General features: G+C 66.8%; 10 protein-coding genes. 5 read left to right on the top strand and 5 right to left on the bottom strand.

Going from position 1 to position 12,837, the window contains the following annotated elements:
- Positions 1–7: 7 nt before the first annotated feature.
- On the bottom strand, positions 8–592 hold the full coding sequence (locus SD72_RS03820) for a YdeI/OmpD-associated family protein (protein ID WP_042543096.1): 585 nt from the start codon (positions 590–592) through the stop codon (positions 8–10).
- A 9-nt stretch (positions 593–601) separates the two neighbouring features.
- On the bottom strand, positions 602–1,555 hold the full coding sequence (locus SD72_RS03815; protein ID WP_042543095.1) for an alpha/beta fold hydrolase: 954 nt from the start codon (positions 1,553–1,555) through the stop codon (positions 602–604).
- Positions 1,556–1,617: 62 nt separating this feature from the next.
- Here SD72_RS03815 and SD72_RS03810 point away from each other — a divergent pair, with 62 nt between their 5' ends.
- Entirely contained in the window at positions 1,618–2,601 is a 984-nt protein-coding gene (locus tag SD72_RS03810) for a helix-turn-helix transcriptional regulator (protein ID WP_042543094.1), read from the top strand.
- An 80-nt stretch (positions 2,602–2,681) separates the two neighbouring features.
- Here SD72_RS03810 and SD72_RS03805 read toward each other — a convergent pair whose 3' ends face one another.
- The 3 genes from SD72_RS03805 to SD72_RS03795 all read right to left on the bottom strand — a co-directional run bounded on the left by SD72_RS03805 (position 2,682) and on the right by SD72_RS03795 (position 6,016).
- Positions 2,682–3,077, bottom strand: coding sequence for a zinc ribbon domain-containing protein YjdM (locus SD72_RS03805; RefSeq protein ID WP_042543196.1), 396 nt, complete (start codon positions 3,075–3,077; stop codon positions 2,682–2,684).
- 113 nt (positions 3,078–3,190) lie between these two features.
- Positions 3,191–4,840: an AMP-binding protein gene (locus SD72_RS03800; RefSeq protein ID WP_042543093.1), complete on the bottom strand. Its 1,650-nt coding sequence runs from the start codon at positions 4,838–4,840 to the stop codon at positions 3,191–3,193.
- A 36-nt stretch (positions 4,841–4,876) separates the two neighbouring features.
- Positions 4,877–6,016, bottom strand: coding sequence for an acyl-CoA dehydrogenase family protein (locus tag SD72_RS03795; protein ID WP_042543092.1), 1,140 nt, complete (start codon positions 6,014–6,016; stop codon positions 4,877–4,879).
- 275 nt (positions 6,017–6,291) lie between these two features.
- Here SD72_RS03795 and SD72_RS03790 point away from each other — a divergent pair, with 275 nt between their 5' ends.
- From SD72_RS03790 to SD72_RS03775, 4 genes are read left to right on the top strand one after another with little or no spacing between them, the layout of a single operon-like run.
- Complete coding sequence (locus SD72_RS03790; protein WP_157000444.1) at positions 6,292–8,166, top strand: acyclic terpene utilization AtuA family protein; 1,875 nt, start codon at positions 6,292–6,294, stop codon at positions 8,164–8,166.
- Complete coding sequence (locus tag SD72_RS03785) at positions 8,163–9,758, top strand: acyl-CoA carboxylase subunit beta (protein ID WP_042543091.1); 1,596 nt, start codon at positions 8,163–8,165, stop codon at positions 9,756–9,758. The genes SD72_RS03790 and SD72_RS03785 overlap by 4 nt, the downstream gene beginning before the upstream one ends.
- A complete protein-coding gene (locus tag SD72_RS03780) occupies positions 9,721–12,006 on the top strand; it encodes an ATP-binding protein (protein WP_442914939.1) in 2,286 nt (761 codons plus the stop codon). The genes SD72_RS03785 and SD72_RS03780 overlap by 38 nt, the downstream gene beginning before the upstream one ends.
- Positions 12,003–12,803, top strand: a complete 801-nt coding sequence (locus tag SD72_RS03775; protein WP_042543090.1) for an enoyl-CoA hydratase-related protein — start codon at positions 12,003–12,005, stop codon at positions 12,801–12,803. Before SD72_RS03780 ends, SD72_RS03775 begins: the two co-directional genes overlap by 4 nt.
- The last annotated feature ends 34 nt before the right edge of the window (positions 12,804–12,837 follow it).

The following is a 12,837-nucleotide window of genomic DNA, read 5'->3' as shown; positions in this document are numbered from 1 at the left end:
CCGCGCGTCAGACCGTCGAGGCACGCTGTGCTCTGAACGCGGGGACCCGCAGCCCCTCGCGCGACGAAGAAATCAGCGTGTCGAGCCGTTTGACGCGCGTCTCTTCTCTCTTCGCGCTCATCACCCACCACGCTGCGTCGCGCCGATACGACGGGGCGAACGCCGAGAAGCGCTCCCACGCCTCCTGGTGTTCCCTGAACTGCTTCTCGTACGCGGGGTCGAGCTCAGCCGTTCGAGTGTCGGAGGAGTAGCCCTCAGCGTCCGTTCGGCAGTTGAACAGTTCAAGCCCCTCGGGACGCATCTTGCCCAGCTGGGTCAACGCCTCGACTTTCTTAACGTTGACGGCGCTCCACACGCTATTTCGCTTGCGTGGCGTAAAGCGCACCCGGTAGCTGTCGCCGTCGACGCTTTTTCTGAGCCCGTCAATCCACCCGAAGCACAGCGCAATGTCCACGGCTTCCGACCACGATTGGCTGGTCTTGCCTGAGCCCTTCTTGTGGAACAGCACCCACACCTCGGGTGTGTGCTTGTGATGTACCTCGAGCCACTCGCTGAACGCGTCCGCGTCGTCGAAAAAGAGCGTGTCGACCATCGCCGTCTCCTAGCTGCTCGGGTGCTGGGCTAACCACTCAAGGATCGCACCTGTCGTCTCGCTGTGTCGTTCCTGCTGCACCCAGTGGCCGCTGTCCAAGCTCAGCTCCTCGACATTCGGCACGAATGTCGACAGGCTTTCCGAGCGGGCGACAGCATCGCGAAGGCCGTAGATCATGAGCGCGGGCTGTTGGATGACGGGATCGGCATCGGCGAGCCGGTGCCAGTTGCGGTTGAGGTTGCGGTACCAGTTGATGCCGCCGGTGAACCCTGAGCGTGTGAACGCTGCGTCGTAGACCGCCAGCTCCTGCTGGGTAAGCAGCGGCTCACCGGGAGGGGCGTCGTCCTCGGCGATCTGAATGAGCGCCATGCCCGGCTTGGGTGGCAGGAGCGGCTCGTCACGGCGGTAGAGGTTGTTGATGAATCGTGCTGGATCCGCATCGAATACCGCGTCTGCAACACCGGGCTGCTTGTTGAAGTGCACGAAGTAATAGTCGCTCCCGAGCACGGCCTCCATGAAGTCGAGCCAGGGTATTTCGCCACGCTCGAGGTAGGCCAAGCTCATCGCCACGACCCTGTCGACCCGCTGCGGGTTGAGCAGGGTGAAGCTCCACACGACGAAGGCGCCCCAGTCGTGGCCGACGAACGTGGCGCGCTCGTACCCGAAGTGGTCGAGCAGGGCAGCGAGATCGCCCGTCAGGTGTTCGATGTCGTACTCGACGACATCGTCTGGCCTGGCCGAGTTGCCGAAGCCCCGCTGGTTGGGAGCGATCACGTGATACCCGGCGGCGACAAGCGCTGGGATTTGATAGCGCCAGGTGTACGCAAGGTCGGGCCAGCCGTGGCAGAGCACAACCGGGTTTCCTGCGTGTTCTTGGCCGGCTTCGAATACTTCGAGATCGACGCCGTTCACGGAAATCATGGTGGCGTTCGGGAAGGGGATTTCATGGGTGTTTGGGTGCATAATTCAACGGTAATGACATTAATAGGACACCTATTGACCGGTTTTATGTCAAGATACGAATCATGAAATCTGATCGCCTGGTTGCCGTCCTGCTGATGCTGCAACGGCGCGAGCAGGTCACCGCCGCGGAGGTTGCCAAAGAGCTTGAGGTTTCTGAGCGAACGGCTCGCCGCGACCTCGACGCGCTCGGCGTCGCGGGGGTTCCCATCTACTCGGTTCAGGGGCGCTCGGGTGGATGGCGGCTGCTTGGTGGCGGACGCACAGACCTTTCGGGCCTGACCGCGAGCGAAACCCGCGCCCTGTTCCTCGTGGCCGGTCCAGCGGCGACCTCGGCAGCTGCGGGGCCTGAGCTCAAAGCGGCGCTGCGAAAGCTCGTCAGGGCCCTGCCTGAGACGTTCCGCACGCAGGCCGAGGCCGCAGCTTCGTCACTGATCGTTGACGCGCAACCGTGGGGCGCCACAGGTCCAACGCAACCACCCCCACAGTTTCTCGACCCGCTGCAGGACGCGGTGATCCGTGGCGTGCAAGCGCGACTCAGCTACGTCGATGGCGCCGGCACAGAGACTCAGAGGGTCATGCACCCGCTTGGCCTCGTGGCGAAGGGGCCTCACTGGTATCTCGTGACGCACACGGAGGCCGGCCGGCGCACGTTCCGTCTCGACCGCGTGACTGGTGTTCTCCCGAGTGACGATCCCGTTGACAGACCCGAGAACTTCGATCTCACCGCAAGCTGGCGCGAGCTCACCGACGAGGCCGAGCGGCACCGCACCGTCGTCGAGGTGCACGCGACCTGCGCCCCAGAAGGGCTCAGCTTTCTCCAAACGGCTGTCGGCGACAACCTCCAGATTGGGCCTGCCGCGCACGATGGTCGCGTTCCGGTCGTGATCCATACCCCGAGCGCCTATGGGATCGCTGGCCACCTCGCCGGCCTCGTCGAGTGGCTCGACATCACCAGTCCAGACAGCGTGCGCGAGCACCTGGCGACAATCGGCGCAGCCCTCAGCAACCGTTACGCCGCAACCGCCGGTTCGGAAGCGACGCGCTGAGCGCCCTGGCACGCAACGCGTGAGCGGCCATGGGAGGCAGCCGAGCTGGCGCGGTCAGTCTTCGGCTGTGGCCGCCGTCGTCACGCGCGCTTCACGACGCTCGATTTGAGCTGCATCTTGCCGAAGCCGGGAACCTTTGCATCGATGTCGTGGCCGCCGGCGCCGCCTGGCACGAGCCGAATGCCCGCGACCTTCGTGCCGACCTTAATAGTGCCGCCACCCCCGCCAGAGACCTTCACCGTCTTCACGAGCGTGACGGTGTCGCCGTCGCTGAGAAGGTTACCGACCGCGTCACGGATCCCCTCGTCTCCGTCCGCGCTATCGCCGTCCGCGTCGCCTCGCGACTCATTGGGGGCCCACTCGTGACCGCACATCGGACAGGTCAGCAGCGCCCCTGACTCGTAGGTGAACTCGCTCGCGCACTCTGGGCACGGCGGCAACTCCGCTGCGCTCTCGCCGATGGCCTGCTCGCTCATGATGCTCCGTTCTTCGACCAACAGTTGGATCTCGATCCAGCCTAGGCCAGGGGCCACCGAGGCCGGGGCGGGGCGGCCGCGCAGTCCGCCGCCCCGCCCCGGCCGCGCCGCCGCTACCCGCTCACGAGGTCGCGCACAACGTTCTTGCGCACCTTGCCCGTAGTCGTCTTCGGCAGCTCGGAGACGAACTCGAAGCGCTTCGGCACCTCGAATGTGCCCAGGTGCTGCTTCGCGTGGGCGACGAGGTTGTTCTCGAGCGTCTGCCGCGCCTCTCGGTACGCGGCCTCGCCGACCTCGCCCTCATCTGGCAACGAGTCCGTCACCGCGACGAGCGTCACCGCCTCGCCCCAGTAGTCGTGGCTCGTGCCGACGACGCAGCACTCCAGCACGCCTGGGCCGTCAGACATGATCCGCTCGACCTTCATCGAGGAGACATTCTCCCCTCCCGACTTGATGATGTCTTTCGAGCGGTCAGTGAACCAGATAACGCCTTCTTCGTCCATGTAGCCGAGGTCGCCGCTGTGGAACCACCCGTGCCGGAATGCCTCCTCGTTCGCTTCGGGCCGTTTCCAGTAGCCGGCGGTGACGTGGGGTCCCCGATAGACGATCTCCCCGGTTTCCCCTGGCGGGAGAATGTTGCCTTCCTCGTCCATGATGCGCGTGCGCACGGTCGATGCAGACATCCCCCACGACGCGTTCTTTCCGTGGCGGTGCTCGGGGCGTTGAAACGTCGTCGCGGGAATCACTTCGGTCTGGCCCGAGCCGAGGAGCTTGAGCGCGTTCGGCATCATCTCGTCCATTCCCGTGAGCACGCGCTCCGGCATCTGCGCCATCGCGTACATGGCCATCGCCATGCTGCTGAGGTCGCGGGCCTTTCGTGCGTATTCTGCGATCATCGCCGCCCACATCATTGGGAGGCCGGTGAAAATGGTGACCTTCTCCGCTTCCATGCCGTCGAGCACCGCGACGGGATTGAAGCCGTTGTGCAGCACGACGGTGCCGCCAACGGCGAGCACAGGCTTCGTCACAGCGTTCAGGGCGGTGACGTGGAAAAGCGGGAGCACGACGAGCGCTGTGGGAGGTTGCCGCACCCACGAGTCGCCGACGGTGAGCGCGTTCGACATGACCCCCGTAACAACGGCGTTGTGCGTAGCGAGCGCGCTTTTCGGCGTGGCCGTGGTGCCAGACGTGTACAGACACTGCACCACGTCGTCGCTGTGAATGATGAGGCGCAGCTCGTCCTGCGCATCCGTCGCGAGCATGTCTGCAAGCGCCAATACGGTGACCCCGTCGAGCTCGATCTCGGCGTCGCTCACCCTGTGCACCACGAGCGTGTCGATCACCGCCCCAGCCGCGACGGCGCCCTGCACGATGGGGAGCAGCGTTTCGTGGACGAACACGAGACGCGCCTCGGCGTCTCCGAGAATCCACGCAACTGAATCCGGCGCGAGCCCATAGTTGATTGGCAGCACAACGCGACCCGATTTCGCGATCCCGAAGTAGGTTGCGAGGAATTCGTACGAGTTGGGCATGATGAGCGCGACGGGCTCGCGCTGCTGGGAGGCGTGCGGCATGCCGACGATCGCGTGCGCGACGGCCTCGGCGTCGCGTTCAAGCGTCTCGTAGCTGATCCGTCGTTCGCCGTCGATCACGGCGGTCTTGCGCGGTGAGACGTCGGCGGCTCGCGTGAGCATGTCACCCACGGTGTTGCGCACGGCCATGTTGAGGTCTTGCGGGTCGACGGTACTCGTGTCTGGTTGCATCGTCCTGTCTCCTTTGACTGGGCTGGTGGGTGTGGGTTAAACGGTGTAGCCGTCCATGCGAGCGAGCACCTGAAGCATGACCTCGTCTGCGCCGCCGCCGATCGAGCTCAGGCGAGCGTCGCGGTAGTACCTGGCGGTCCAGCTCTCCTCCATGTAGCCGATGCCGCCGTGGAACTGCATCGCCGCATCGGCGACATTGCGGTAGGTGCGGCCAGCGTGGAGCTTGCCGACGGTCGCCTCGCGGGTGATGTCCTCGCCGTTGTTGAGCATGCGGCACATCTTCTCGTTGAGCGCTTTGAGTAGCTCGACGTCTGCGGACAGCTCGGTGAGTTTGAATACCGGGTACTGCCGCCGTTCGAGCGGTTCCCCGAAAACTTCGCGGAGCTTCAGATAGTCCCTGGTCTTCGCGAGCGCCCACTCCGCGCTGCCGGCGATCGAGAAGCAGGCCGAGAGCCGCTCGATCACGAACTGGCTCATCTGCTGCTGGAATCCGCGCCCGATCTCGCCGATCGTGTTCGACACTGGCACGCGCGCGCCATCGAGCCGAAGCTCCGCGGTATCGCTCGACCGGTTGCCCACCTTGTCGAGCTTGCGCACAACCTCGAAGCCCGGGGTGTCGGCCGGGACGATGATTTGTGACATCCCCCTGTACCCACCCTCGTCGCTGGTACGCACGAGCATGCAGAACCAGTCGGCCTGCGTCGCGTTGGTGATGAACGTCTTCGCGCCGCTAATGACCCAATCGTCGCCGTCGCGCTCGGCCTTCGTGGTGATGCCCGCGACGTCGGATCCGGCGTCAGGCTCGGTCACCGCGATTGCCGCAACGTGTTCGCCCCGGATCGCCGGCGCGAGATATTTCGCTTTGAGCGCTGGGGTGCCGAACTGTGCAAGGGAGGGCGTCGCCATGTGCATCTGCACGTTGATCGCCATGGTCACTCCGGCGGCATTGCCGCGCCCCAGCTCTTCCGAGAACACCATTTGGTATTCGAGCGGGGCGCCCTCTCCACCGTCTTCCGGCCCGAAGCCGAGCCCGAGCAGCCCGTGAGCGGCAAGTTTGGGAAACAGCTCGTGCGCCGGGAAGATGCCTTCGGCCTCCCACGCGTCGATGTGCGGCTCAATTTCGGTGGATACGACCGAGCGCACCATGGCCCGGAATTGCTCGAGTTCGCTCTGCATTGTCCTCGTGTGCTCCTTTGCGCGAGTGATAAGTGAGCCCTGCCCGGCACCCCGCGAGCGGCGCTGCTGGCGGTTGTGGATCGGGTGAGAATGGAGTCGGACGGTGGATCGCAAGACCTGCTCCCCACCCCACGAGTTCCCATTCGCATGAGCTTTGGAGACACACTAGCCGGTTTCCAATTAAAAATCATTCATGCTTGATTGTTTATCCTGAGAGTCTGTGGAATAGTGAACCAACTCACCAATCTCGACTCGTTCAGGAGAGGACCGCTGGCATGACATTCGAAGAGGAATCTGCCGGGACTGGCGCCGACACCCCCGCCCCGGATGGCGGAGCGGGCCGAGCGGTGCGGATCGGCAACGCCTCTGGCTTCTACGGCGACAGGCTCAGCGGCTTCGATGAAATGGTCGCGGCGGGCGTCGATGTCATCACGGGCGATTACCTCGCCGAGCTCACAATGCTCATCCTCGCGCGGCAAAAGCAGCAAGACCCGACGCTCGGGTACGCGAAGACCTTCCTCACCCAGCTGGGCCGATCCCTCGACCGCGTTGTCGCGGCGGGCACCAGGGTCGTCGCGAACGCCGGGGGCATGAACCCCGCAGGCCTCGCCGCTGCGCTCCGGGACCTCGCGGCCGAGCGCGACGTCGACCTCGACATTGCCTACGTCGACGGCGACGATCTCACTGACAGCGCCCAGGCGCTCGGCCTCGGCTCACCGCTCGCGGCGAACGCCTATCTCGGCGGGTGGGGGATCACCGAGGCTCTCCGGCGCGGAGCGCAGATTGTCGTGACCGGGCGCGTCACGGACGCGGCCGTGATCACGGGGGCAGCGGCATGGTTTCACGCGTGGGGGCGCACCGACTACGACAGGCTCGCGGGAGCCATGGCCGCCGGCCACGTGATCGAGTGCGGCATGCAGGCCACGGGCGGCAACTTTGCCTTCTTCGAGGAAATCACCGACCTGCTACGCCCAGGCTTTCCCATCGCCGAGATCTCGGCAGACGGCGACAGCGTCATCACTAAACCCGCCGGGACCGGCGGCGCTGTCACCGCCGAGACCGTCCTCTCCCAGCTGCTCTACGAGATAGCGGGGGCACGCTACCCGGGGCCCGACGCTACGCTCAGGCTCGACTCACTCAGCCTCGCTGCCGACGGGCCCGACCGCGTACGCATTAGCGGCGCGATCGGCGAGGCGCCGCCGCCCGATCTGAAGGTATCCGTGACCGAGATCGGCGGCTTCCGGCAACAGCTCACTTTTCCGCTCGTCGGGCTGCGCATTGCAGAGAAGGCCGAGCTCATTGCCAGGCAGTACGCCCACGGCCTCGAGCAGTCGGGTCTCCCCTCCCCCGAACGCATGGAGTGGTTCCTCGCCCGCACCGATCACCCGGACGCAGCGACCGAGGAGACCGCAGCGGCCAGGCTCACGCTCGTCGCCCGCGATCCCAACCCGAAGGTTGTCGGACGCGCCTTCGCGAACCTCGCAGTCGAGTTCGCGCTCGGCTCTATCCCGGGTTTCTTCACCGACGGGCCACCGGCAGACGCCACCGTCTACGGACGCTTCCGGCCAGGCTTCGTGCCGCAGCGCGTGCCCGCGCACACCGCGCACCTCGCCGACGGGAGCGAGCTGCGAATTCCCCCGCCAGACGAGGCCCTAGCGCTTGCCCCGACCGAACTCGACACGCGGAGCGCGGGCGCAGCCGCCCCCGAGACAGCCGTGCGCCCCTCCCCGGCGGCCCCCGACGGCGTCACGCTCGCGCTCGGGGAACTCTTCGGAGCGCGCAGCGGCGACAAGGGCGCGACGGCTAACGTCGGCGTCTGGGCGCGCAGCGCGGCCGGCTGGGAGTGGTTGCGCACGGAACTCACGATCGATCGGCTGCGCGAACTGCTGCCCGAGGCCGCAGCGCTGCCGATCACCAGGGTCGAGCTCGCGAACCTGCGTGCCGTGAACTTCGTCATCGAGGACATTCTCGGCGAGGGCGTCGCATACGGCGCCCGCTTCGACCCGCAGGCGAAGGGCCTCGGCGAGTGGCTGCGCAGCAGGCACGTCTCCGTGCCGAGGCGGCTTGCGGCGCAACGCGGACTTCATCCCGAGCCGCTGCCACACGAACCACCGACACGCACTGCAGAGAGACTGGGGAACGCACAATGACCGTCATCACATCAGCGCTCGATAGCGGATCTCGGGAGTTCGCCGACGCCGCGGCTGCCATGCGCGACAAGCTCACCGAGCTCGACGGCGTCTTCGAGCAGCTCGCTGCCGCCGGCGGCGAGAAGGCCGTCGCGCGGCACAGGGGCCGCGGAAAGCTCACCGCCCGCGACCGCATCGAGCTGCTGCTCGACCGCGACACCGCGTTCCTCGAGCTCGGCGCGTTCGCCGGCTGGGGCAGTGACTTCCCCGTTGGCGGCAGCGTCGTCGGCGGGATCGGTGTGGTCTCTGGCGTCGAGTGCGTGATCCTCGCAAACGACCCGACGATCGCGGGCGGCACCTCAAACCCGGTCACGCTCAAGAAGCAGCTGCGCATCATGGACGTCGCCCTGAAGAACCGTTTGCCGCTCATCTCGCTCGTCGAGTCAGGCGGGGCGAACCTGCCAACACAGAGCGAGATCTTCATCCCCGGCGGCGACAGCTTCCGCAGGCTCGCTGAGCTGTCGAAGGCGGGCATTCCGACGATCGCGATCGTGTTCGGTAACTCGACGGCAGGCGGCGCGTACATCCCCGGCATGAGCGATCACATCATCATGATCGAGAAGCAGTCGATGGTGTTCCTCGGCGGCCCGCCGCTCGTGAAGGCCGCAACCGGCGAAATCAGCGACGAGGAATCGCTCGGCGGCGCCGAGATGCACGCGCGCACGAGCGGTCTCGCCGACCACTTCGCGCGCGACGAACAAGACGCGATCCGCATCGGCAGGCGCATCGTCGCACGGCTCAACTCCGAAAAGCACGGGCCGCGGCCCGCTGCCGCGGTCGCCCCGCTCTACGACGAGGACGAGCTTGTTGGGATCGTGCCCCCCGACCTGAAGATCCCCTTCGATCCTCGCGAGGTCATCGCCCGCGTCGTCGACGGCTCAGATTTCGACGAGTTCAAGCCACTGTACGGCTCCGGGATGGTTACGGGCTGGGCCATGATCCACGGCTACCCCGTCGGCATCATCGCGAACTCGAAGGGCGTGATCTTCAGCGAGGAAGCGCAGAAGGTGACGCAGTTCATTCAGATCGCGAACCGGCAGGCCACTCCCCTGCTCTTCCTCCACAACACGACCGGGTACATGGTCGGGAAGAAGTACGAGGAGGGTGGCATCATCAAGCACGGCTCCGCGATGGTCAACGCGGTTTCAACGTCGACGGTTCCCCACATATCCGTGCTCATCGGCTCGTCATACGGGGCGGGGCACTACGGCATGTGCGGCCGCGCATTCGACCCCCGGTTTCTCTTCGCATGGCCGTCTTCAAAGTCGGCCGTGATGGGCGGGGCCCAACTCGCCGATGTCGTCACCTCGGTCGCGAAGGCCTCGGCGACGGCCCGCGGCCTGGCATTCGATGACGACGCAAACGAGCTGCGCCGCCAGGCGATCGAGCACCAGATCGAAGCCGAATCGCTCCCACTGTTCCTCTCTGGCATGGGCTACGACGACGGCATCATCGACCCCCGCGATACACGAACCGTGTTGGGGCTCTCCCTTTCAGCAATCTCGAGCGGACCAGTTGAGTCCGATCGATCCTTCGGAATCTTCAGGATGTGACAAGCGCCATGACCACCGCATTCACCCCCGCCCCTTCTCGCGGGTCCTCGTTGCGAACCGCGGCGAGATCGCCAGGCGCGTGTTCGCGACCTGCCGCGATCGCGGCCTCACCACCGTCGCGGTCTTCTCCGACGCCGACGAGCACGCCGCGTTCGTCGCCGAGGCAGACAGCGCCGTGCGGCTCCCCGGATCCGCCCCCGCCGACACGTATCTCCGGGGCGACCTCATCATCGAGGCAGCGAAGCTGGCGGGCGCAGACGCGATCCACCCCGGCTACGGGTTTCTCAGCGAGAACGCGGCGTTCGCACGTGCCGTGCTCGCCGCCGGGCTCGTGTGGATCGGGCCGAACCCCGAAAACATCGACGAGATGGGCTCGAAGGTCGAGTCAAAACGCCTCATGGCGGCCGCTGGTGTGCCCGTACTCGGCGAGTTCGACCCAGCGAGCGTCTCGGCCGCGCAGCTCCCCGTGCTCGTGAAGGCCTCCGCAGGCGGCGGCGGGCGCGGCATGCGTGTCGTGGAGCGCGTCGAAGACCTCGCTGAGACCTTCCGCACCGCGGCGGAGGAGGCGGCGAGCGCCTTCGGCGACCCCACCGTGTTCTGCGAGCGGTACATTCTAGACGGCCACCACATCGAGGTGCAGGTGTTCGGCGATCACCACGGCAACGTGTGGGTGCTCGGCGAGCGCGAATGCTCCATCCAACGCCGCCACCAGAAGGTCGTCGAGGAGGCACCAGCGCCGCTCGTCGAACGGCACGGCGCCGAGATGCGCGAGCGGCTCTACGCTGCTGCGCGCGCAGCCGCCATGCAGATCGGCTACGTTGGCGCTGGCACCGTCGAGTTTCTCGCCGATGCAGGCGGCGAATTCTTCTTCCTCGAGATGAACACCAGGCTGCAGGTCGAGCACCCCGTCACCGAGTGCACCACTGGCATCGACCTCGTCGGATTGCAGCTCGATGTTGCAGCCGGGGCAGCGCTCGTTGGCGAGCCGCCCGTGACGACAGGCCACGCGATCGAGGTGCGGCTGTACGCCGAGGATCCAGCAGAGAACTGGCAGCCCCAATCAGGGGTCGTGCACGCGTTCTCGATGCCATCGGCGGCGAGCGCCTTCTCGATCCCGGGCGGTGCGCCAGCGGCGACACCAAGCGTGCGCCTCGACGCCGGCATCGCACCTGGCGAGAGCATCTCGACGTTCTACGACCCGATGATCGCGAAGGTCATCGGGGTGGGGCGCGACCGGTCACAGACCGCACTTGCCCTGGCCTCGGCGCTCGATCGGATGGCGTGGGACGGCCCCACAACGAACGCGCAACTGCTCGCCAACGTGCTCCGTGAGGCGGACTTCCTCGCGGGAGCGACGAGCACCGCTTATTTCACCGAGCACCCCGAAGTATTCGCCAAGGGGGCGGACGCCGCCCGGGTGCGTGCAGCTGCCGTCGCGGCCGCGGTCGCAACGGCAGCAGCGGTAGCGGGAGGCGCACCGGCTGGCCCAGACGGCACGGTCGTGAGCGGTGCTGTCGTAGGCGGTGCCGCCGTGGGCGCAGGCGGAGGCACTCCGGTTGGCGCTGGCGCCGCGACCGCGCAGGACGCGCTTGCTGTCGCGATCCGCGAACGCAATCCGCGGCCGGCCATCGGCGGCTGGCGACTCTTCCACCCCGACTACCGCAGCAGAAGCTTCGCCACCGGCGGTGCGGAAGTGACCGTCGAGTACCGCGAGCGCCGGGGCGCGTGGGAGTTCTCCCCCGCGACGATCGCAGGCGGGCCCGCCATCGACGTCGTCGCTGCGAGTCCGGCGCTTGTGCGGCTGAGCATCGGAGGCGTCGAGCAACGCTTCGCGGTCGAACGCCGCGGCACGAGCGTCGTCGTAAGCTCACCGGCGGGGTCGCTCACGCTCAGGGAGCTGCCCCACTACACCGACCCGAGCGCGATCGCGGCCCCTGGCAGTCTGCTCGCCCCAATGCCGGGTACCGTCGTGCGGGTTGAGGCTGAGCTCGGCGCGACCGTCGCCGCCGGACAGGGCATCATCTGGCTTGAGGCGATGAAGATGCTCCACACCATCAGCTCGGATGCTGCCGGCGTGGTCGCCGAGCTGCGAGTGGGCGTTGGCGATCAGGTCGACGTTGGCATGCTGCTCGCGGTCATCGCGGGCGAGGATGAGAGCGGAGCCGGCGGGAGCGGGTCCGGCGATGCCGGTGCCGCGGGTTCCTCAGGTGCCGCGGCTACCGCAGCTACCGCGGGGAGCGCAGCATGAGTGCGGTTCGGTACGAGGTTGCCGGATCCACCGCGACGATCACCCTCGACAACCCGGAGAAGCGGAACGCGATCACGCCCGAGCTCCTCGCTGGGATCACCAGCGGACTCGCCGCCGCCGAGGCAAACACTGCGGTGCGCGCGATCGTGCTCACTCACACGGGCAACACGTTCTGTGCGGGGGCGGATCTCACCGCCCAGCGCACGTCGGAGGCGACTGCGACCGACGACCCCGTCGCCCGTCTGCGCGCGAGCGGTGAAAGCGCCGCCGCGGTGATGCGACTGCTCGCCGAGAGCCCCCGGCCGATCATCGCTGCGGTGAATGGGCACGTGCGGGCCGGCGGCATGGGATTCGTCGCGAGCTGCGACTTCGTCGTCGCCGGCCCGCGCGCGACGTTCGGGCTGAGCGAGGTGCGAATCGGCGTGGTCGCGGCGATCATCTCACCGCCCGTGCTCAGCCGCATTGGCGATCGCGTCGCTGCAGAGTGGCTGCTCCGCGGTGGGCCGGTGAGCGCCGGCGAGGCAGCTGCCGCGGGCTTTATCACCAGGGCAGTAGGCGACGAAGGTACGTCGGTAGATAGCGCGGTCGGGGAGATCCTCGCCGACCTGCGGCGGGCCGCGCCGGGGGCGCTCGCAGCGTCGAAGCGGCTCGTGAACCGCGGGATGCTCGCGCGACTCGATGCCGAGACCGAGGAGATGCTCGACCTCTCAGCTGCCGGCTTTTCGAGCGCGGAGGGGCAGGCCGGGATACAATCCTTCCTACAGCGCACGGCCCCGCCGTGGAACCTTGATAGCTAGCAGTGCAGCACCCTTCCGTACACCCCGACTGAAT

Source organism: Leucobacter komagatae (assembly GCF_000834055.1).
Taxonomy (GTDB): domain Bacteria; phylum Actinomycetota; class Actinomycetes; order Actinomycetales; family Microbacteriaceae; genus Leucobacter; species Leucobacter komagatae_A.
This window is presented reverse-complemented; position numbering and strand designations above follow the sequence as displayed.

What these genes read in the sequence shown, in the direction of transcription:
- SD72_RS03820 (WP_042543096.1), bottom strand. Translation starts at nt 592, where the DNA reads ATGGTCGACACGCTCTTTTTCGACGACGCGGACGCGTTCAGCGAGTGG.
- SD72_RS03815 (WP_042543095.1), bottom strand. Translation starts at nt 1,555, where the DNA reads ATGCACCCAAACACCCATGAAATCCCCTTCCCGAACGCCACCATGATT.
- SD72_RS03810 (WP_042543094.1), top strand. Translation starts at nt 1,618, where the DNA reads ATGAAATCTGATCGCCTGGTTGCCGTCCTGCTGATGCTGCAACGGCGC.
- SD72_RS03805 (WP_042543196.1), bottom strand. Translation starts at nt 3,077, where the DNA reads ATGAGCGAGCAGGCCATCGGCGAGAGCGCAGCGGAGTTGCCGCCGTGC.
- SD72_RS03800 (WP_042543093.1), bottom strand. Translation starts at nt 4,840, where the DNA reads ATGCAACCAGACACGAGTACCGTCGACCCGCAAGACCTCAACATGGCC.
- SD72_RS03795 (WP_042543092.1), bottom strand. Translation starts at nt 6,016, where the DNA reads ATGCAGAGCGAACTCGAGCAATTCCGGGCCATGGTGCGCTCGGTCGTA.
- SD72_RS03790 (WP_157000444.1), top strand. Translation starts at nt 6,292, where the DNA reads ATGACATTCGAAGAGGAATCTGCCGGGACTGGCGCCGACACCCCCGCC.
- SD72_RS03785 (WP_042543091.1), top strand. Translation starts at nt 8,163, where the DNA reads ATGACCGTCATCACATCAGCGCTCGATAGCGGATCTCGGGAGTTCGCC.
- SD72_RS03775 (WP_042543090.1), top strand. Translation starts at nt 12,003, where the DNA reads ATGAGTGCGGTTCGGTACGAGGTTGCCGGATCCACCGCGACGATCACC.